This is a genomic window from Paenibacillus sp. ALJ109b (genome assembly GCF_010747435.1).
GTDB classification, from domain to species: domain Bacteria; phylum Bacillota; class Bacilli; order Paenibacillales; family Paenibacillaceae; genus Paenibacillus; species Paenibacillus taichungensis.
The window spans coordinates 94,815-115,562 of the sequence record NZ_JAAIFP010000030.1 but is presented as its reverse complement, the minus strand read 5'-3'; the positions used below and the strand labels follow the sequence as shown (position 1 = coordinate 115,562).

General features: G+C 46.9%; 16 protein-coding genes. 4 read left to right on the top strand and 12 right to left on the bottom strand.

Going from position 1 to position 20,748, the window contains the following annotated elements; genetic code table 11:
* From G3352_RS25885 to G3352_RS25860, 6 genes are all read right to left on the bottom strand, one after another.
* Window positions 1-2,349, bottom strand: coding sequence for a glycoside hydrolase family 3 N-terminal domain-containing protein (locus G3352_RS25885; RefSeq protein WP_205525055.1), 2,349 nt, complete (start codon window positions 2,347-2,349; stop codon window positions 1-3).
* Window positions 2,350-2,383: 34 nt separating this feature from the next.
* Window positions 2,384-3,238 carry a carbohydrate ABC transporter permease gene (locus tag G3352_RS25880; RefSeq protein WP_205525065.1) on the bottom strand — a complete coding sequence of 285 codons (855 nt, stop codon included), beginning with the start codon at window positions 3,236-3,238 and terminating at the stop codon, window positions 2,384-2,386.
* Between the two features lie 84 nt (window positions 3,239-3,322).
* Entirely contained in the window at window positions 3,323-4,252 is a 930-nt protein-coding gene (locus tag G3352_RS25875) for an ABC transporter permease (RefSeq protein ID WP_063566098.1), read from the bottom strand.
* Between the two features lie 75 nt (window positions 4,253-4,327).
* Window positions 4,328-5,800 (bottom strand): ABC transporter substrate-binding protein, encoded by a 1,473-nt coding sequence (locus tag G3352_RS25870; protein ID WP_163761061.1) that lies wholly within the window; start codon window positions 5,798-5,800, stop codon window positions 4,328-4,330.
* A gap of 282 nt (window positions 5,801-6,082) precedes the next feature.
* Window positions 6,083-7,597 carry a response regulator transcription factor gene (locus tag G3352_RS25865; protein ID WP_163761060.1) on the bottom strand — a complete coding sequence of 505 codons (1,515 nt, stop codon included), beginning with the start codon at window positions 7,595-7,597 and terminating at the stop codon, window positions 6,083-6,085.
* A gap of 1 nt (window position 7,598) precedes the next feature.
* Window positions 7,599-9,428, bottom strand: a complete 1,830-nt coding sequence (locus G3352_RS25860; protein ID WP_076290898.1) for a sensor histidine kinase — start codon at window positions 9,426-9,428, stop codon at window positions 7,599-7,601.
* Window positions 9,429-9,639: 211 nt separating this feature from the next.
* Between G3352_RS25860 and G3352_RS25855 the strand changes: the two genes are divergently transcribed.
* Complete coding sequence (locus tag G3352_RS25855) at window positions 9,640-12,396, top strand: endo-beta-N-acetylglucosaminidase (protein ID WP_163761059.1); 2,757 nt, start codon at window positions 9,640-9,642, stop codon at window positions 12,394-12,396.
* 74 nt (window positions 12,397-12,470) lie between these two features.
* Here the strand turns inward: G3352_RS25855 and G3352_RS25850 are convergent, their stop codons facing one another.
* The 4 genes from G3352_RS25850 to G3352_RS25835 form a co-directional block, all read right to left on the bottom strand.
* Window positions 12,471-12,989, bottom strand: coding sequence for a DinB family protein (locus G3352_RS25850; RefSeq protein WP_163761058.1), 519 nt, complete (start codon window positions 12,987-12,989; stop codon window positions 12,471-12,473).
* A gap of 95 nt (window positions 12,990-13,084) precedes the next feature.
* Window positions 13,085-14,056, bottom strand: coding sequence for a helix-turn-helix transcriptional regulator (locus tag G3352_RS25845; RefSeq protein ID WP_163761057.1), 972 nt, complete (start codon window positions 14,054-14,056; stop codon window positions 13,085-13,087).
* Window positions 14,057-14,143: 87 nt separating this feature from the next.
* The gene (locus G3352_RS25840) at window positions 14,144-15,679 is read right to left on the bottom strand and encodes a replication initiation and membrane attachment family protein (RefSeq protein WP_163761056.1); all 1,536 of its coding nucleotides are present in this window, start codon (window positions 15,677-15,679) and stop codon (window positions 14,144-14,146) included.
* A gap of 355 nt (window positions 15,680-16,034) precedes the next feature.
* Window positions 16,035-16,328 (bottom strand): YuiB family protein, encoded by a 294-nt coding sequence (locus G3352_RS25835; RefSeq protein ID WP_163761055.1) that lies wholly within the window; start codon window positions 16,326-16,328, stop codon window positions 16,035-16,037.
* 230 nt (window positions 16,329-16,558) lie between these two features.
* Here G3352_RS25835 and hemQ point away from each other — a divergent pair, with 230 nt between their 5' ends.
* Window positions 16,559-17,305 carry a hydrogen peroxide-dependent heme synthase gene (hemQ, locus tag G3352_RS25830; RefSeq protein ID WP_076290903.1) on the top strand — a complete coding sequence of 249 codons (747 nt, stop codon included), beginning with the start codon at window positions 16,559-16,561 and terminating at the stop codon, window positions 17,303-17,305.
* Between the two features lie 133 nt (window positions 17,306-17,438).
* Here hemQ and G3352_RS25825 read toward each other — a convergent pair whose 3' ends face one another.
* Both G3352_RS25825 and G3352_RS25820 read right to left on the bottom strand, forming a co-directional pair.
* Window positions 17,439-17,693, bottom strand: coding sequence for a hypothetical protein (locus tag G3352_RS25825; RefSeq protein ID WP_024632648.1), 255 nt, complete (start codon window positions 17,691-17,693; stop codon window positions 17,439-17,441).
* Entirely contained in the window at window positions 17,690-18,883 is a 1,194-nt protein-coding gene (locus G3352_RS25820; protein WP_024632649.1) for an NAD(P)/FAD-dependent oxidoreductase, read from the bottom strand. Before G3352_RS25820 ends, G3352_RS25825 begins: the two co-directional genes overlap by 4 nt.
* A 535-nt stretch (window positions 18,884-19,418) precedes the next feature.
* Between G3352_RS25820 and G3352_RS25815 the strand changes: the two genes are divergently transcribed.
* Window positions 19,419-20,393 (top strand): NAD(P)/FAD-dependent oxidoreductase, encoded by a 975-nt coding sequence (locus G3352_RS25815; protein WP_240343228.1) that lies wholly within the window; start codon window positions 19,419-19,421, stop codon window positions 20,391-20,393.
* A gap of 84 nt (window positions 20,394-20,477) precedes the next feature.
* Entirely contained in the window at window positions 20,478-20,729 is a 252-nt protein-coding gene (locus G3352_RS25810) for a hypothetical protein (protein WP_072735483.1), read from the top strand.
* The last annotated feature ends 19 nt before the right edge of the window (window positions 20,730-20,748 follow it).

Genomic DNA, 20,748 nt, shown 5'->3' with positions numbered 1-20,748 from the left:
TTACGCCTCCTCTACCGTCAGCTCGGCGAACTGCGTATCTTTCACATGTCTTCCGATATGAATATGGAATTGTCCTGGTTCAACGACAGGCGTGAGATCACGACCAATATATTGCAACTGCTCCGCTCCAATATGGAAGGCTACCGTCTTCGTCTCTCCAGGTTCCAAAATCACTTTTTCAAACCCCTTCAGCTCTTTGGCTGGGCGTGCTACACGGCTGACCACGTCGGATACATACATCTGAATGACTTCTGCACCTCTGCAAGACCCCGTATTGGTGACTTCCACCGATACGGTAACTGTTTCGTCTGCTGTCATCGATTCTGCACTCAGCTTCGGCACACTGTAATCAAAAGTAGTATAGCTAAGCCCATATCCGAATGGATAACGAGGCTCCAGATCCTCTTCCAAATAACGCTTGCCGCGTGAACGTTTGCCATTATAGTAAATCGGTAATTGACCCACATGCTTCGGAATGGATATCGTCAGTTTGCCGGACGGATTCACTTCACCGAACAAGATGTCCGCAATGGCATGCCCACCCTCTTGGCCTGGGTACCATGCTTCCAGAATGGCATCGGCATGTTCATCCAACCAAGGCTCGGTGATCGGGCGACCGTTGATATAAACAATGACAAGTGTTTTGCCAAGCTTGTGAATCTCTTGAATCAGCTCCAGCTGGACTCCTGCAAGCCCAAGCGTCATGCGGTCAATGCCTTCTCCACACTCCATGTCATTCCATGAGTTATCGGACACATTGGAAGCACCTGTCTTCAGATCGATCGTTCCTTCACCAAAATCACGGGCACTCGAGCCGCCAACGACCATGATGACCGTATCGGCCTGACGTGCAGTTTCTATTGCGTGCTCGAACCCTTCTCTCGAATCACCCTTGATGCGACATCCCGGTGCATAAAGCAACTGATTTTCACTATTCGAATGTGCAGCTGAGCCTTCCCCTACGTGCCCACTCTCACTTACAGCAAGCTTACTGCGGATGCCATCCAGCACCGTAGCCACTTTGGACTTCGGTTGGGGGGAAGTATAATCGCCCAACTGGTTGTAGGCTTGGTCTGCATTAGGACCAATGACAGCAATTCGGCCCGCTGTTGCCGTCGACAGAGGTAACGTTGCAGCTTCATTTTTGAGCAAGACCACACCTTCTGCAGCCAATTGGCGTGCCAGTTGAATATGTTCTTCACTGCCAATGACTTCTGCCGCTCGATCGGCATCCACATAAGGCTTCTCGAATAATCCCAGCTTGAATTTCAGTGCCAGCACTCGGCGGACAGCCTGATCCAGTACATGCATTTCAAGTTTGTCTTCCGAGATTGCTTGCACCAGATATTGTCCAAACATCTCACCGGACATTTCCATATCAATACCTGCCTGAATGGCCTGTACGGATGCTTCCAATCCATCTGCCGCCACATCATGCCCACTTGCGAGCATGTTGATGGCACCGCAGTCCGTAATCACAAGACCGTCAAAGCCCCAGTCTTTTCGTAGAACGTCATCCAGCAGTTCCGTATTAACCGTACACGGGATACCGTCGATTTCGTTATAAGCCGGCATAATGGATTGAGCACCTGCTTCAACAGCTTTGCGGAACGGATATAGATCTACTTCCAGCAGCTCACGCCAGCCCATATGCACCGGTCCCGCATTGCGTCCACCTTCCGAGCTGCCATAACCGACAAAGTGTTTCAGTGTAGCCGCTACCGCATCCTCTTGGTCCAAACGTTCGCCCTGAAGTCCTTTCACGGAAGCAACAGCTAGCTCACCAATGAGATACGGGTCTTCACCAAAGCACTCCTCAGTACGCCCCCAGCGTGGATCACGTACAACATCCAGTACCGGAGAATACGTTACCGCACCACCTTGAGCACGCGTCTCGCGAGCGACCGCACGACACATGTCACGGTACAGATCCACATTCCAGGTACTTCCCAAGAGCAGGGGAACTGGATAGACCGTCCCGTCAATCGCCATATGTCCGTGCGAGCATTCCTCTCCGATCAGAATGGGAATCCCCAGTCTGGAATGCTCTACAGCATGACGCTGAATAAGGTTTACTGCTTCTGCCCCTTCTCTGGCAGACAGTCCATTTTCAAGCGTAACACCCGTCCATGGATCTGCACGAAGTGCACCGTACAGGGAGCCTACGCCCCCCTTTTCCACCTGCTGCTTAAAGGATTCATTCAGCGTGATGTTCCCTTGATCATTCGTATATGTCTGCCAACCAAAAGGCTGGATGAGTTGACCCGCCTTTTCTTCCGTCGTCATTAAGCTCAGCAGATGTTCTACTCGCTCTTCCACGGATTTGCTTTTATCCTTATATATCATCATCCTTCGACGCCTCCACCCTATAGAAGTGATTCGGTTACTCTTTGACAGCTCCGACCGTCAGACCTTGTACAAAGTAACGCTGGAAGAACGGATATGCGAAAATAATCGGCAACGTGGCGAGAACCACCATGGCCATCCGTGAAGTATCCTGCGGGATGGATTGCATCGCCGCCAGACTCATCGAGCTGTTCGCCGAGTTCTGCTGGATGAACTGGATGCTGGACTCGATCCGCATCAGCATCGATTGCAGCGGTACGAGGTTGGGATTATCGATATATAACAGTGCATTGAACCAATCGTTCCAGTAACCGAGCGTACTGAACAATCCGATTGTCGCCAGCCCTGGCAGTGATAATGGAATGACAATTTTCATAAACGTATAGAATTCTCCGGCTCCATCAATTTTCGCGGATTCAATGACTGCATCCGGCACACTGGTTGAATAGAACGTACGCAGGATCATGATATAGAAGGCATTCATTGCGAGCGGCAGAACCAGTGCCCATATGCTATCTTTTAAATGAAGAAGTTGGGATACGACCATATAGGTCGGAATCATCCCGCCGTTGAACAACATGGTCAGAATGGCAAATATGGAGAAAAATCTCCGATAACGGAAACTCTTGCGGGAAATTGCATAAGCATACAGCGACATTAGAATCAGACTGATGATGGTACCCAGCACCGTCACCAGAATGGTTACCCCATAAGCACGCAGCAGCGTGTCTCCACTCTGCCACACAAACTGATAGGCTGCAAGACTCCATTCCTTCGGAATCAGTCGATACCCGTCACGGGCCAGTGCTTTCTCGTCCGTGAACGAGATGATCACTACAAACACGAAAGGAAATACACAGATTAAAGCGAATAGTCCGGCCAAAATATTCATAATGACGTTCCAGCCATTGGATACATGATGGAAGTCGCGTTTTTTTACGATTTGAGCCACAGTGGTTCACTCCTTTCCCTTGTCCTAGAATAGACTGCTATCTTTATCGATTTTGCGTACAACATAGTTGGAAATGATAACAAGCACGAAGCCTACAACGGATTGATATAATCCGGCAGCGGTACTCATGCCAATCTCACCACTTGTTTTCAAGCCACGATACACATACGTATCAATAACATTGGTAACGGCATACAACGTACCCGAATCCCTTGGAACCTGATAGAAGAGACCAAAGTCGGCATAGAAGATGCGACCCACAGCCAGCAACGTCATAATAATAATGATAGGTGAGAGCAAAGGAATCGTAATGTTGCGGATCTGCTGCCATTTATTGGCGCCATCGATCATCGCTGCCTCATACAGCGACCGATCAATCCCCAGAATGGAAGCGAGATAGACAATGCTGTTGTACCCGATCGTTTTCCACAAAGCTACAAACACCAGGATATACGGCCAATACTTCGCTTCCGAATACCACTGAATCGGTTCCACACCGAACCACCCAATAATCTGGTTCAACATCCCCCGGTCCATGCTCAGGAAGCTGAACGCGAAATAACCGACAATAACCCATGATAGGAAATACGGCAGGAACATACCTGTTTGATACAATTTGGCCAATCGTTTATTGACCAGCTCCGAGAGCAGAATTGCCAAACCTACAGCGAATACCAGCCCCAGAATAATAATGGCAAGGTTATAAAATAGCGTGTTTCGAGTAATCAGCCAAGCATCGTTGGTGCTGAACAGGAATTTAAAGTTATCCCAACCCACCCATTCGCTCTTCATCAGACTGGCCCAGAAGCCTTCGCGGCTGAAACGATATTGTTTGAATGCTGCTACTGTACCAACCAATGGCAAGTAGGAGAAGAAGAAGAACCAGATGGCGCCTGGCAGCACCATGAACAGCATGACTCGGTTTCTAATCAGATTTTTCAAAAATGCGGTCATATGGAGATCCTCCTTCAGGCTTGAATGAAAAAGGATCGGGCGCAACAAGCAGCGGCCCGATCCCTGAATTTACCCTTACTTATTTGCCGCTCTCCAGGCATCAAGCTGGGTTTGGGCTTCAGCCATCACTTTTTCAAGTCCGGCTTGATTGAACTTCTCAATCACTTGCTCCAAATTGTTCTCTGGGTCCAGCGTACCTGTCATCAATGCGGCCCAGTATTGCTCTTTGACATTCTGCACTGCTGTCAGTTCCGACGACACCTTGCTTGAGTCAAAGTTAAAGCTCAGAATTGGGGAATTTACACCCTCTGCATTAAACTTCTTAAACTCATCCCATTTGTTATCCGGGTCATTGTTGTTCAGATACAACAACATGTTGTTACCGAGGGAGTAAGAAGGCATATCATAGTTCTTGGATTCAGCCAGATTTTCCATGTGCGTTTCATCCACTTTTTTGTAGTGAACGCCCTCAATACCGGAATCAACCATATTGCGCAGCACTGGATCTGTATTCAACAGGTTCAGGAACTCCATTGCTTTCTCCGGATATTCGGAGTTGGCTGAGATGGCCATGATCGAACCTTGTACAGACGTGTTGGTGATGATCGCGTCACTTGCTGGTGTGGAAACTACCGGGTATCCGTAGCTTGCTGACCACTGGTTGTCCGCGAGCGGTTGTGTCTGTGCACGATCCAGGAACCAGTTGCCTGATGTAGTCAGGTCATTGGTGGAGCCTGTTGTTGCTGCCTCTGGCGATACATAACCAGCTTTGTAGTATTTGCTCATCGTTTTGAGAGCTGCTTTCATTTCCGGAGTATCCAGAATGTTCACAATCTTGTAATCTGTCGTATCCAGCTTGATTGCCATTGGCAAGTTCTGAATGACGTAGTCGTAAGGAACATAAGGAACAAAGTTTTTATCCATTCCAAATGGAGTCACGCTTGGCTCATTTTCCTTGATCGTTTTGAGCAAAGGCTCCAGACTGTCCAACGTACGGATATTGGAGATGTCCATTTTGTATTTATCAAGCAGCGTTTTGTTGAAACGCCATACCTCTTGTTGAGGCAGCTCCTTGTTGGCCGGAATTCCGTAATTGTGTCCGTCTACTTTCGAACCGCTCAGGAATGCAGGATCAATGGTTTTAATAAGATCCTGACCGTATTTCGGGAGCAAGTCATCCAGCTCTAGGAATGCGCCCTTTCTGGCATTTTGAACATAATCGAATCCGCCTGAAGAGGTGAACAGGATGTCCATTGGCTCACCGGATGCTACGTTAACTTGCATTTTTTGCGGATAGTCACCCCAGTCAACCATTTTCATCGTTACTGTGGCATTAATTTTTTCTTTCGTGTACTTGCTGACTTCTTCCATCACTTTATTAACATCTTTCTGAGGGGTACCGATCGTGTACCAGATCAGCTCGACAGGATCCTCTCCTGCTTCTCCTGATTCTGAAGCATCCTTGCTTCCTCCACAGGCGCTAAGAACGAGTGTAACCGCCATCAACAATGCAAGTACGAGAGAAAAACTTTTTCTTTGTTTACTCATTTCCTTGATCCTCCCTTTTCGTGTTCCCTTTAGCTCTACAAACTAACTGCTTTAACCTTATCGAATGAAAGCATTTTCAAAAAGAAGATAAACTTAATATTTCGAGGTACAAATTAAAGAGAAATCAGTAATGATTCATTAATTTGTACCTATTTGAATAAATCGCTTACATCAAAAAGACATACTGAGTAACATTTGGCATCAACTCCATTGCATGCCCTCCTGTCCCCAGAATGTCTCATTTATTTCAGTCCACTGGTCCCATCGGTGATCCACTGAAAATTATCCAAAAACCTTAAAATCGGTTGGTGAAATTCCCACATACTTGCGGAACTGTTTATAGAAATATCCGGTCTCCCAGTACCCAACATTCCTTGCGATCTCATGCACTTTCAGATTCGAATTGCGCAGCTGTTCCTTGGCACGTTCAATCCGGTATTTATTGATATATTCGGCAAAAGTCTCCCCCGTCTCCTTATGGAACAGTTGTCCCAAATATACCGGATGAAGATGGTAGTGTGCACCCAGCAGCTTCAGGGAAAGCTCTTCTGCGTAATGTTTGTCAATATGTTGTAGCACCTGGTTGACGATCGGATTCTTTAAATCCTGAAGTAGAGACTGAATTGTCTCCGTTCCAACCTGCTGCAATGCCTGCACGAGCTCATCAAAGGTTCCGCTGTCCAATACAAGGCGAAGTCCACGTTGGTAAATAGCCGATTCATCCGAATGTTTGATGCCCTCCAATTCCATCTTGAAGCGAATGACCACTTCCAATGCGATGTTCTGCAACTCAGCCGGAGTAACCCCGTCGCGGTGCTGTTCAAAATCGACCCGAATTCGCTCCGCAAGCAGCTCTGCATTACGGGATAGAATGAGCTTCGCGTACTCCTTCCAATCGATCGAGAAGGAAGAAGCAGAGCTTCCACCCTTCTCCAATATGGCATGATCAATCACTTTGAGATCGGGATAGATCATCACATACTGGAGCGCCTTTTTCGCCTCCTGATAGCTTGCAGGAGCATGGTGAAGTCCACGCATCAGACTTCCTGCCCCAATCAGAACAGCAGGATGTGTTTCACACAGCGCAGCGGATAATGCCTGAAGGCACTCCATAAACTTCTCTTTCTCATCCTCACCTGCATGCACATTGGCAACAATGACGATATCTCCATCGATATCATGAAATACGTTCACATAGGACTTTTCCTTGAGCATACCCTCCACTCGCTCGAACATGCCAGATACTTCCCCTTTAGTGCGCAGTATAGCTACTGCAACATCAGGTGCATCCAGCGAAAGATTCAAGAACTGTGCACGTTCCTCGAATTCCGTGGCCGCAATCTGCCCCGTCAGCCATCGATGAAGGATGTTGTCTTTCAGAATCTGAACACCATAAGAATCATCTGTTTGAGGAGACAACGCATGGTCCAGCTTGGAAGCCGTATTGCGAAGCGTCGATTCCAGTTCTTCCACATTGATCGGTTTGAGCAGGTAATTTTCGATGCCCAGCTGCATGCCCTCTTTCAAATATTCAAACTCATTAAAACCACTTAGAATAATTACCTTGATGTCAGGCTGCAATTGCCTTGCTTCCCGAATCAGATCCAGACCATTCATGAATGGCATGGATATATCCGTGATCAGTATGTCCACAGGCTGCGCAGACAAGGCGTTTAATGCGGCCTGTCCATTGCCAGCATGGCTTACAATTTCCATATCGAACGACGACCAATCCAAAATATCGTACAATCCTTCAATGATGAACGGTTCATCATCCACAATAAATACCTTGTACATATTAAATACCTGTCCCTTCTGTATGAGGATAACGAACCCTGATCAGGGTTCCTTCTCCGAGTGTACTCTCTATCGTGATGCCGAATTCCGGTCCATACAGGAAACGCAAACGGGTGTGAACGCTGCGCAGTCCGAACATTTTACCAGACTCTTCCGGACGTTCTAGTTCTTCTAAAATTTCAGTCAGGCGCTCAGGCTCAATGCCTTTACCGTTATCTCTGACCTCTACCTGCAAAGCATCGCCCAGTTCTTCAACAACGATCGTTAATTGATTATCCGAACGTTCTGTCTGAATGCCGTGCACCACATAGTTCTCAATAATCGGCTGCAGGGACAGCTTGACCACAGGATGCTGGTTATGAACGGGGTCCAACTGAATTGTATACATGAAAATGTCCTTATATCTGATCCGGAACAATTCCAGATACAAACGGCAAGCTTCCATCTCATCCTTGAGCGTATAATTTTTCTTCTGTTGAACAAGGCTCTTGAATAACACGGATAAACTGTAAATCATCTCACCGACATCCTTCGCCCCCTGCGAAATCGCCCTCATTCGGATGACCTCCAGCGTGTTATAGAGAAAGTGAGGATTAATCCGTGCCTGGAGAGCGACCAGTTCTGTCTCCTTTTGTTTGATCTCGGCTTTGTAGACGCGTTCAATATATTGATTAAGTTCATCCAGCATATCGTTGAAACTGTGCGAGATCTGTCCAAGCTCATCATCACGGGCATCATCGATGCGTGCTGTCAGGTTGCCGTATTTCACCCTTTGGGTGAAACGAATGATTCTGCGAGTGCGTTTGGCAAAATTAATAATGAAAAACGCCGGAACCAGCACTGCAAACAGGATACATATGATGCTAATCGAAACGATTGTATTGCGTGTACCCGCATAGGCCTCAGCCATCTCATCCACAGGAACCGTGCCAACGACCACATATCCCTGATCCGCCGAGACAAACTTGTTCACATACATATTTCGTTCCTTTTTCATCGAATCCATATCTGTCTGATCAAACAGGGAATCAGCCACATTGATATACGGGTACTTCTTGCCGTAATAGTTACTGTTGGAATCGAACAATACTGTACCCTTGGCTGACAGCACCACAATTTCTCCCTTGAGATTACTTTCATAACTATCCAAAGCGTTGCCAATACCTGCTGAGTCAAAGAACACAAGGAACTGGCCCAAATTTCGAAGGGTCTGTGTATCGTTGATAGGCACACGAATCGCATACAGCGCCGGGTCCCATTGATCAATTTCTTTACGAATCCAATAGTTAGGTGCGCTGATATTCGGTGTCTCCATCGCCATCACGTCAGGAATATAGGAATGAGCCACATTGGTGTTTAGCTTTCTGAACTGCTTATGTTGATTGAAGCTGGACAGATCCTGTCGCTCGGCACTATATAACATCACTTGATTGATATCCGAATTGCGATCCATGATATTTTGAAAATGTTTCAGTACATCAGCTGAATAATCATCCTGATTCGCATAATAGCCATTCGTCAGATGCTGTACATACTCGGCGTACGTGTGGTTCATCAGATAGGTGATATTGGCTGATAAGGCCTCATTCTGATGCATATCCCTCACCATGTTTTGCACCGATTCATACTGCTGATGAATATATCGGTCAACACTCTCCATGGCCGCTTTCTGGATCGCCAGCTCTCGGCGAATCGTGGCATCGGACACTGACAGGAAAATGATATAGGACAAGGTAATAATCGTTACAATCGAAATCATGGAGAAGATGAACAGCATCTTCATAAACATATTATTTTTAAAGAAATTTTTGTAAACGCTAACAATTTTCAAGTCACATGTTCCCCCCGATGCTGTTTTCCTGTCTAAATTATATCATTTGCCTTCTAACATTAACTTGTCACCTCGAACTTTTCTTTAGTTTATACCTGTTTTTCTTTAATTTAGCCCTATTTGAAAATGCTTTCATGCCCTATCGTTAACCATAAGTTTATTTTTGTGTAAAAGAATACCTTACATTCATTCGACTTGAAGGAGGAACAACATGACACGCAAACACAAACCCAAAGGCCTTATCCCCAAAGTAACCGCAATGGTTCTCACTTCGGCTCTGCTTGGACAAGTCATTGCCTCATCCGTTTATGCCGGAGACACGCTTCCTTACACAGGTGACAGCGCCAAGGGAGTAAATCAGCCATATCAGCATGGCTACACCGCTGCCCAGATTCTGAATTGGACACCCGAAAGTGATATCCATGGTGATCTGCTTCGTGCTCATGTACCTTTGCAGCCACGTAACGATGCCTTTGCGGCTACGCAGGCTTATCCTGAACTCAGCCCGGACACCCAGCTGTTTACGATGAGTGGCGATTATGGCAATTCATTCTTTGACAGCACCCCGTACACTAATGAATTCAGCGAATACCTCTTTAATTATTGGCAGTACACAGATTATTATAGCTATTGGCATGGTATGGCTTCTGCTGGCGTGCCTGAGGAATTGTATGACCCTAATAAGGAATGGACGGAAAAGTACTTTGAGTTTGGCATTTTAAACATTCCGAATCCAGCCTACACCAATGCTGCACACAAAAACGGTGTCCGTTCCATCGCCAACATCTTCTTCTCAGACAACGATCGTGGACCACAAACCTACAAGCAAATGCTTGTGCAAGATGAACAAGGGAATTTCCCTGTCGCTGCAAAGCTGGTCGAGATGGCAAAGTATTATAATTACGACGGATACTTCTTCAATCAGGAGGAGGTTGCCAAAGGCGTTGCGCCTGAAGACATTACTTCCTACAAGAAATTCATGAAGTATTTAAGAGACGAAGGACTATATGTTCAGTGGTATGACTCCACCATCAATACAACAGGCAAAATTCAATACCAGAACCAGTTTAATGGACTTAACAGCCCTTTTGTGCAAGATTCTGCATTAGGCAGAGTCTCGGATTCGATCTTCCTGAATTACGTGTGGAACCATGACATGCTGCGCGATTCGCGCGATCATGCCCTAGATTTAGGTCTTGACCCACTGGAAACGGTATTTGCCGGTATCGAAGGTGGGAATGACCAGTTTGGCCGTTGGAAGCAACTCTACGATCTGCGTAACAATCTGGATGAGAACGGTCAACCGATGAACAGTATTGCAACGCTTGGTGCCGACTTTACCCATAATGCCCTGGATGAAGAAATGGGCGATGGCAGCACGAATCATAGAGCCGAAGATAAGTACCAATGGATGACCTTTGTGCGTGACCGCGCTTGGTGGTCAGGTCCGAATCAGGACCCAACCAATGCACGCCGTACGACATCCGTTGATCTATCCGACGTGTATGCTTCTGGTGCAAAGTGGGACGGCATCGCCGCTTACCTCACCGAACGCTCCGTTATTCATGGCTCCAATTTTGTGACCAACTTCAATACAGGCCACGGTCTGAAATATTATGAGGGCGGAACCGTCTCCAATGCAACCGAATGGTCCAATATTAATATTCAGGATATCCCGGTCACCTGGCAGTGGTGGATGGATAGTCAAGGTGACAAACTCACTGTTGATTTTGACTATGGTCCAACCTATGAAAAAGGTGCTCGTTATACTTATGATTCCGTTGGTGCGTTCACTGGCGGCAGTTCTCTTGTCGTAAATGGAAGTCTGAATACGGACAATTTCCTACGTCTGTACAAGACGGATCTGTCGATCAACGCCCAATCCAAATTGGAACTCACCTATAATAAACCGTCTGTCAACGACGCTTCCTCCATGTATGTCGGACTGATATTTGAGGATGAGCCAACCAAAGTGGTCAAAGTCAAAGTGCCAGATTCAGGTCAGCACACGGCAGACTGGAAGACTACTTCACTCGATCTGAGTGCATACCAAGGGAAGACCGTTGCAGCTTTTGGTCTATCCTTCAATCCTAATGGTACTACGATTGAAAAATATCAGATGAACATTGGTGAGATTCGTATATCCGACGGTTCTGCCGCCAAACCGAATGCTCCAACCGGATTCCATATTGCCAAAGCACTGACCAACACCGATGAGTTGGTTGTCGAATGGGATATCGAGGACTATTCGAAGGTTAAGCAATATAATCTGTATGAGAACGGCGCATATGTCGGCGGCGTGTATGACTCCACATTTTATATTAAAACGCTCAAACATCCCGCTGGCGAATTGTCCATTCGTGCTGTAGGCGCAGATGGTACCGAGAGTGAAGCAACCGTCCTGTCCTATGATCTTAATGCAGCTGTTCAGGACATTGATGTGAAATTCAAGAACAATGGCGATGCTATTGTCAGTTGGAAAAACCCGAAGAAGAACCCAGGTAAAGAGCCGATCCAGCTTACACTCCAAACGGAGTACACGAAGGAACCTTTCACCAAGACACTTCAGGTCAAAAAAGGAAAACAGTCTGCCATTCTGACAGGCCTGCCGACCAATGGTGAACATTACGTCCTGGATATTGCCATTGGCAAACAGAATCCAGTCACTACGACCGGACAACTGGCAGATACTCAGATTACACCATATGCCAAGGAAAAGGTTACGGTAAAGGATGGAAAGTATACCCTCGCATTGCCTGATTTGGAGGATTGGTACAAAATCTATGTCTATGAAAATGAGGTAGCACGCGAATTCGGAGTAACTTACGTTTCGCAGAAATTCCCTTATATCATTCGGGGTAGAACGAAGCTGAGTGAACTGACATTCACGCCTGCATCCAGCACCAGCTCCCTGAAGCTCGTTATCGAAGATTATGCTGGCAATAAAGCAACGACGATTCTGCGATAAAAGATTCACAAGAAATCAATTCAGCCCTTTCGCTTCCCTACAGGAAGCCGGAAGGGCCTAATTTATGTTTGGCACTACCCTTGAACTTTCTGCTGTTCCAACAAATAAAATATATAATCGGTTGGCACACCGGTATAACCTTGCTGTCTCAACATCGCGGTCACATTGCCCCGGTGATACGTCCCGTGGTTGACAACATGCTGTAGAATGTCCGAAAAATGTGTTTCCATTTTACCGTATTTCGGATGCTCGATTGTCATTTTTTTGTCCGGGTCAGGCGTATGCCGCAGTAAATCGCGGAAACGTTCGGCAACGCTGCCAAACAGCTCACGCATCTCATTCACGGTTTTGCCCAGTGCTTCTTCTGTCCAGCCCGAGATTTTCGGGAAAATCTCCTCGTTCGGAACTTCCGCGAGCACGAGCATATAGAGCTGTTCAAACAAGTACATGTGTGCACATGTTTGTGATACGGATGGGAACACGCTCGTCACTTCCGCATGGAATACTTCCTTCGGGAGTTGCTCCAGGTGTGCAAACAATCGATCATTTGCCCAAACATGATAATCATACAGTCGGTATGGTTGTTGAAGCATCGATAAATTCACCTTCCCCTTCTTCACATGGTTTGGCTGCCGCAGCTGTGTCTTTATCATATAACAAGTTCGCTGACAAATGTTGTCAACAAACTTCAATTCGGATCGTTTTCATAATGTTTGGCGATACCGTATGCCTTTTCCTGAATCCGCCGCTTCAACTCCAGTGGTTCGCGGATGCGAATGGCCGTGCCGAACGTCAGAAGATATGTCGGTAGGTATTTGTTCATCGTCGGAGCATCGATCAGAAACCGTGCCTCCCGATCGGTTCGTTCCGTCAAATAGTGGCGCAGATGCCAGTGGTTGCAAACCGCATTAAGCGTGTCAGGATGTCCCTCAATACGGATAACCGTCATCGGACCATCTGCCTCCCGTCTCTGGTTGGACTGCTCACAGAAAAATGCGGATGCAGAGAAAGACTCCGGCTTGTCAAACCTCGCTTCGGTTGACTCCAGCTGTTCGATTCGTTCGACGCGAAACGTCCGCATCGCCTGCGACCGATGGCAGAACGCGACAACGTACCATTCGTTTCGGTCATACGCTAGGCCATATGGATCGACTTCACGTTCGTCAGCCTGCTCCGCATTCGCTTTGCGATAGACCATACGGACCGTTTGCCCGTCTTTCGTGGCTTGTTCCAAGTCCCGCAACAACGGAACAACAGAAGGGGCACGCGCTGAAGAAACGACATCCAAGCTGCTCTGCTGGCGAGACAGATCGTGGCGCTGCTCCTCGTGCAGTCCGTTCTCCACCTTCTTCAACGCATACTCCAGCTCCTGCACATACGGATAGCCAGCACCTTGGGCAAATTTAAACGCATCCACAAGTGCCTTCAACTCTACAGCGTTGAAGAATAATGGCGTTTCCTTGAAATTTTCCAGAATACGAATACCGCCATCATGGCCTGATTCCGCAACGACTGGAACGCCACTGGCGCATAATGCGTCGATATATCGATACACGGTGCGGACGCTAATCTCCAAACTGTCCGCGATCTGAGCGGCGGTGAGCTTTCTTCCAGATCGCAGCATCCAAAGCATGGACAGCATGTTATCCCATTTTGCCATCGGGAGCACTCCTCTTTTCCTTGAAAGAATAAAAGACGAGTCTCCTTTGATTTAGGTGACTCGTCTTTTGGGTCATTATTATAAAAGTTATGAGGTTCCCTTTTGTTTGCTTGCCTGCATCTGCTGGGCAAACCTCATCATCTCTTCAAACTCTTCTTCGGATACGGCATCGCCGTCGGCGCCTATGTCTTGTACAATCGGAATTTCGGGTTTGGCTTTGGTTCCTTTGCCGTATGTACGGGAACGGGTTCCAGCTGCACCAGCAGCCTGTTTGCCTTTGACCTTGGCTTGGTCACGAATGTATTGTACCGCCTTCTCATAGGAATTCACCTGTTTGAGCAGCATGTTGGAGGCAATGGCCTCAACAAAGTTACGGTTAATTCTTTGCTCACCACCGGATACAAGCAATGCCATCAAATAATGAATCAGCACATTGATCACTTCACCAGGCAACTTGTAGCTGAGGTCGATCTTCTCAAAAATGTCCACCAGGTTGTCCGGTACGGCACCAGGGAAGAACGTCTGAAGCAATCGTGTGTAGGGCTCATTACGCAGCATCATGTTGTATTGATGAATATCACACTTGGTCGAAAATTGTGGTGGCACTTCGACGTAGTATTCCATCTGTACCACATGTTCGACAGGCGGTTCACCGGAATCCTCTTTCCGCTCAGGCTCCTCCATATGCTGTCTGAGGGCAACAACCTTCGCTGCCTGCACCGTCTGCTGCTCATGTCGCTTCTTGGTCTGTCTGAACTGCAGGCTTGCCTTGTGTTGAAGATCATCCAGCACGAGCTGCCCCTGAGGGTTAAAGATATCATCTTCATCCAACAATCGACATACATCCTGTACGCTGAGATTGAACTTGTTCACCACATAATTCACAATGCCGAGCTGTTCGTGGTCGAACCGCAATTGCTCCACATGACGGCGATTGACCGACTCACGCGGAAAACGCAATATAATGTCGGCATAATTCAGGCTATTCTCTTCCGCTGCACCACTTATCCCGCTGCGCTGAGCCGAAGTTGACACTTCCGACAACGCCTGTTCCAGCTCATAATCAATGACATGCGTATTCAATTCAAATATATCGTAAAAAGGAACGGAAATATTCTCTTTATTTGCTGCCGGGTAAGGCGCGTCACCGCTCTCTATCGCCGAAAAACCGGAACGTAGTGAGAGTACGGCGAACTTGCCGATTTTGTCACGAAGCAACAGTGTCAAATGCTGTGTACGGAAAAATTCTGCCGGAGAGAGCGGAGGTTGCAGCTCATATTCATAAATGTAGTCGTCATTTTCCGGAATATACAGTCGTGAAGTCTGAAGCAAACCAACGGCTTCAAGCTTGGATGCCTGCTCCACCAAATATTTGCGCCCTTTCTCGCTAGGCTCGAGTCCCAGCGTCATGAACAGCCTCCGTTGCTGTTCAAGCGGCGAGTAACCGACCTGTTCACCGGGAAGATGCTGAAACAGCAGTCGATACAAGCCTATCGCAAAGGCACCTACCATTGGCTGATACGCTCCGGTGAGCATGCGGTCATCCAGGGCACTAAGTCCAAACTCCCTGTATACGCAGTAGCGATGATGTTCAGTATAATGGTGCAAATTCTTCATGCGCATAGCTTGATCTCCTTCTCCCCAAAAGTATGTTTATCTATTCTATCATAAATGTCCGATCCTCAAATGCTCAAAAACAGGTAAAAAACGGACCTGTTCTCGCTCCGTTTCGTCCTAGGTCGACAGCATTCACGTTTTCGCAGAGTTGCTAGATTACTATAAAAGCTACAGCCTTAGAACACAAGTGAACATATGGAGAAATGTTATCCATATATATATGAGACATGTCCAAATAATCATGCACATTTTTTGGACTGCATGCCAAAAAGCCTTCCCTTTGCACTCGTAAGCGTTTACGACAAAGGCAAGACCTTTACGGAAAATGCAGTCCAGCGTTTGCTGCCATTTGGCTAGCCGATCAAAACATTTTGTACCCACCCAGACGAAGTTTGCGAATGGCCCAGCCACTGATGAGCGCTCCAGCAAGTCCAGCTACGCCCGTCATATAGTCTACAATATGGAAAGATCCCAAATGCGACATCAGCGATGCCGTATGATCCCATAAGGAATACACGACGACAGGCAGAATGACAATAATGAACAGATAGGAAGGAAACCAGGTTGTCTTCATCAGCATATTCAGAATGAAACCGATACCAAACATCATAACGAAAAATAACACCATCAATACCAGCACAGGTATAAACTGCATCGGGTGACGTTCACCTCTTCTTTCACTGACTCGGTTTCTCTTACTACGGATAGTAGATAGTGTACCGCAAAAAATGTGGCGAAGCAACGAACTTTCTGGACAAATTTCCCTATATTCACCTTCTCTTCATTTGCCCTTCTGCTTCCTGTTGGGATACAATGAAGACGATAAAGTACTCAACCGTCCCTTACCGGGATTTGGAAATATAACCTGCAGGAGGAATCAATTCAATGAACGAAGCCGCATCAACACTGGAGGGCTGGTACGCCCTGCATGACTTCCGCTCGATTAACTGGGCGGCCTGGAAAGCAGCAGATGATGAGGAACGCGCCGTAGCACTGGACGAGCTTCAGGCATTCTGGAAGGAATGGAAAGCTGTAGAGGATTCATCCAAAGGAAGCACTGTCGTATATACCGTTGTGGGACAGAAGGCTGACCTTGTCATGATGCACTTGCGTGAAACGCTAGAAGATCTGAAAGCCGTTGAGAACGCGTTCAACAAAACGATGTTTGCCCAATACACCACCAAATCATATTCTTATGTCAGTGTAGTGGAACTGAGCAATTATCTTGGCAAAGAGGGCGAAGACCCTATGCAGAACCCGGAAATCATCGCTCGTCTCAAACCGGTCCTGCCACAGCGGCAATACATCTGTTTCTACCCGATGAACAAAAAACGCGAGCTGAATGACAACTGGTACATGCTGTCGATGGACGAGCGTCGTACGATGATGCGCAGCCACGGCATGATTGGCCGCAGTTACGCTGGCAAAGTGAAACAAATCATTACCGGTTCCGTTGGTTTCGACGACTGGGAATGGGGCGTTACATTGTTTGCGGATGATGCACTTCAGTTCAAGAAGCTCGTTTACGAGATGCGCTTTGACGAAGTCAGTGCCCGTTATGGCGAATTCGGCTCTTTCTATGTGGGAAGTCTGCTGAACGAAGCAACATTGGAAGAGATGCTCAAGCTGTAAATCGGATAAATCACAAAAAGCACCGCGACACCTCCATTAAGGATAGGGTCAGCGGTGCTTTTACGTTTTCGAATGAATATGAAATGTTCAATAATAAATGGATGCCTCAGGTTCTTTTGGATAACGTGATTGCTTAATCCTGATCCTCTTCATCAACCGCTTTCAGAGATTCCAAAAACTCAGCCGTTGCCCGGTCACGGTCACGTCCCTTCTCCTTAAGCCGCTCAATGGCAGGCAAAATGAGAATATCCACTTCCTTCTGAACGATATAAGCCAGATCATACTGATCCTGTTCCTCCAGATAACCGCCAACCTGCATCAGGGCGTTGTAACGATCCAGTTCTTCGCGTGTGAGTAGTCCTCTGACCTGAACACTGCAATGTCTCATCCAAAAAACCGCCCTTTCTTCAGTACCAAGGGAATGCCACCGATGATAAACAAATACCGGAGATCCACCAGCTTTTTCAGCTGAGCCGCCTTCCAACCCTTGTATTTCTTACCGCCTACGACGGCGATAGCTTCACCTTTCCCCAGTGATGCAACTGTACCTTTACTTGTAAATACAAAAGGCTGCGGCTGCTTTTTGCGGATGGCAGCGACAACGTTTTTGGCACAGTTAACACCTTGCTGCATCGCGATCTGAGCTGTTGGTGGATATGGACGCCCTTCGTTGTTGAACACGAGTGAATTGTCACCGATGACATAGACGTGCTCATGCCCTGGGGCACGAAGGAATTCATCGACCTTCACCCGTCCGCGCATCACTTCAAGGCCTGCCTGTTCAAGCAAAGCATTTCCACGAATACCGCCGGTCCATACGACCGTTGCTGCATCGAGTTTTTCTCCTTCACCCACAATGACTCCGTCTGGCAGACATTGCTTGATCGGAACACCGATTTTGAAAGTAACGCCTTTTTTCTTCAACACGTTCATTGCATGCTCAACCAGTTCCGGATCAAAGCCCGGCAGAGCTGAAGGCGCTGCTTCAACATTATAGATGTGCACATTTTTGGGATTCACGTCGAATTCCTTGCAAAGCTGAGGAATGCGATCCGCAAGTTCAGCCACGAATTCGACACCACTGAAGCCAGCCCCACCCACAACAAAACGAATGCGGTTACGTTTATTATCGTTTTTGTACATGGCAAACTGATATTCGATATGCTCGCGAATCATTCTGACCGAGTTAATACTGCGAATTGTCATGGCATGATCGAGCATGCCTGGAATACCAAAGGTCTCCGGTTCCCCACCCAATCCAATAATCAGATAATCATAGGATAACGTGCCATCCTCCAGAATAATCTTCCGATCCTGCAGGCGGATCTCCTTCACCGAAGATTTGACCAGATCAATCTTGAACTCGTCAATCAGCTTCGAAATCGGGACCCGTGCATGTTCAATGGTATCTGTGCCAGCTGCCGGCATATGTAGATGTGTAGTGATATAATGATAATCATGCCGGTTCACCAATGTGACATCGGCCTCGTTATAGTTCAATTCCTTCTGCAGCCGCTGGGCTGTCAGAATCCCGCCATAGCCCGCGCCGAGGATGACGATTTTGGGAATACTGCTCATGTCTATACCCCTTCCAGTTTCGCTCGCATCAGCCATTCGATTGTTTTGTTGTAAAAAGGCTCTTACTTACCCATATTGATGAGGTCTTATCCATTATGACGACAAATGTTAACTTCGCGAATTTATTTGAACTTTTTGCATGCAAGTTATCGATTAAAATTGTGAAATTATACACAAGATTCAACAAAACGCGGGTATTGTCTTCACATTACAAATTGGGGCTAAATTAGACAAAAAAACACATAGTACAGGTCAAGGATATCTGTATTTCTGGCAAAGATCAAGGTTTTTTTTGTTATTTTTCATAACCTTTCATTTCCAATTTCATCCTATTCTCACCTGATCTTCATCTATTGTTCCCAGATTCATCAAACTGCCAACTTTGCAACCCAGTTTACACCGTTTATAATGAAAAAGACAGTTCAGCAACAAACGCTGGTTACCATTCGTACCCGGCTTTATTATTTCTGTTAACTACCTATTAAAATAAGAAAGGTGTTGTTGATTCTTGACTGCACAAACTGCCGGTCATGACATGACCGATTTACTTATTATTGGTGGCGGCCCTGCGGGTCTGTTCGCCGCGTTTTACGGAGGGATGCGTCAGGCATCTGTTACTTTGGTTGAAAGTATGCCACAACTTGGTGGACAACTTGCCGCCCTCTATCCCGAAAAATTCATCTATGATGTAGCCGGGTTCCCGAAAGTTACCGCTCAGGAACTGGTGAATAATCTGGTGGAGCAAATGAGCCATTTTAACCCGAACATCCGTCTTGAGGAAAAGGTCGTATCCGTAGAGAAATTAGAAGAACGTCACTTCGTTGTAAAAACCGATGTGAATGAATATCACGCCAAAGCCGTAATTATCACTGCAGGTGTGGGTGCATTTGAACCCCGTCGTCTGGAGCTTGAGGGCGCGGCCAAATTCGAAAAAACCAATCTGCACTACTTCATCAGTGACCTGAACGCCTTTGCAGGCAAAAGAGTACTGATCAGTGGTGGCGGTGACTCCGCTGTAGACTGGGCGCTTATGCTTGAGCCAATCGCTGAGCAAGTAACCCTGATCCATCGCCGCGACAAATTCCGCGCGCATGAGCACAGTGTCGAAAACCTGATGAATTCCAAGGTAAACATCGTTACACCTACCGAAATTACGGAACTTCACGGTGAAGACAGCATTACCAAGGTTACTTTGGCTCACGTTAAAACGAAGGAAACACAGGAAATTGAAGTCGATGATGTAATCGTCAATTTCGGCTTTGTCTCTTCCTTGGGACCTATCGCAGAATGGGGCATCGAAATTGATAGCAATTCCATCGTGGTCGATTCCCGCATGGAAACTTCGATTCCGGGTATCTATGCTGCCGGAGATATTACAACTTATCCAGGCAAGCTGAAGCTGATTGCTGTCGGATTCGGTGAAGCACCAACCGCAGTCAACAATGCCAAGGTTTACTTCGATCCAGACGCCAAGTTGTCCCCGGGACACAGCAGTAACATGAAGCGATAATTCCTAATGGAATCATATAGAACATAAAAGACACAAAAAAGGGTATCTTACTCCTGAATGAATTGAAGATCAGGAGGGATACCCTTGTCTTATATATGCCCGCTGTGTAACGGTCTGGTTGTACCGGAGCAGGCTTGTCCCCACTGCCTTCAGGGACTGTCAGAATGCGGCAAATTGGACGATTACACCGGACCATACAGCCCCTACGTCATTCACACTTCCTCTGACACGGCAGACGAAGCCGAAAACGTTTGCAATCATATGATGTACTGTCACCATTGTCAAACAAGCACACTGTGGCCTGTCAATCTATGGGACATGTCCGGAAACCTGTAACATTGCCTGCAATGAGGAT

Bases quoted from the DNA above. Each gene is read 5' to 3' on its own strand.
- G3352_RS25885 (WP_205525055.1), bottom strand. From the start codon at position 2,349: ATGATGATATATAAGGATAAAAGCAAATCCGTGGAAGAGCGAGTAGAA.
- G3352_RS25880 (WP_205525065.1), bottom strand. From the start codon at position 3,238: ATGAATATTTTGGCCGGACTATTCGCTTTAATCTGTGTATTTCCTTTC.
- G3352_RS25875 (WP_063566098.1), bottom strand. From the start codon at position 4,252: ATGACCGCATTTTTGAAAAATCTGATTAGAAACCGAGTCATGCTGTTC.
- G3352_RS25870 (WP_163761061.1), bottom strand. From the start codon at position 5,800: ATGAGTAAACAAAGAAAAAGTTTTTCTCTCGTACTTGCATTGTTGATG.
- G3352_RS25865 (WP_163761060.1), bottom strand. From the start codon at position 7,597: ATGTACAAGGTATTTATTGTGGATGATGAACCGTTCATCATTGAAGGA.
- G3352_RS25855 (WP_163761059.1), top strand. From the start codon at position 9,640: ATGACACGCAAACACAAACCCAAAGGCCTTATCCCCAAAGTAACCGCA.
- G3352_RS25850 (WP_163761058.1), bottom strand. From the start codon at position 12,989: ATGCTTCAACAACCATACCGACTGTATGATTATCATGTTTGGGCAAAT.
- G3352_RS25845 (WP_163761057.1), bottom strand. From the start codon at position 14,056: ATGGCAAAATGGGATAACATGCTGTCCATGCTTTGGATGCTGCGATCT.
- G3352_RS25840 (WP_163761056.1), bottom strand. From the start codon at position 15,679: ATGCGCATGAAGAATTTGCACCATTATACTGAACATCATCGCTACTGC.
- G3352_RS25835 (WP_163761055.1), bottom strand. From the start codon at position 16,328: ATGCAGTTTATACCTGTGCTGGTATTGATGGTGTTATTTTTCGTTATG.
- hemQ (WP_076290903.1), top strand. From the start codon at position 16,559: ATGAACGAAGCCGCATCAACACTGGAGGGCTGGTACGCCCTGCATGAC.
- G3352_RS25825 (WP_024632648.1), bottom strand. From the start codon at position 17,693: ATGAGACATTGCAGTGTTCAGGTCAGAGGACTACTCACACGCGAAGAA.
- G3352_RS25820 (WP_024632649.1), bottom strand. From the start codon at position 18,883: ATGAGCAGTATTCCCAAAATCGTCATCCTCGGCGCGGGCTATGGCGGG.
- G3352_RS25815 (WP_240343228.1), top strand. From the start codon at position 19,419: ATGACCGATTTACTTATTATTGGTGGCGGCCCTGCGGGTCTGTTCGCC.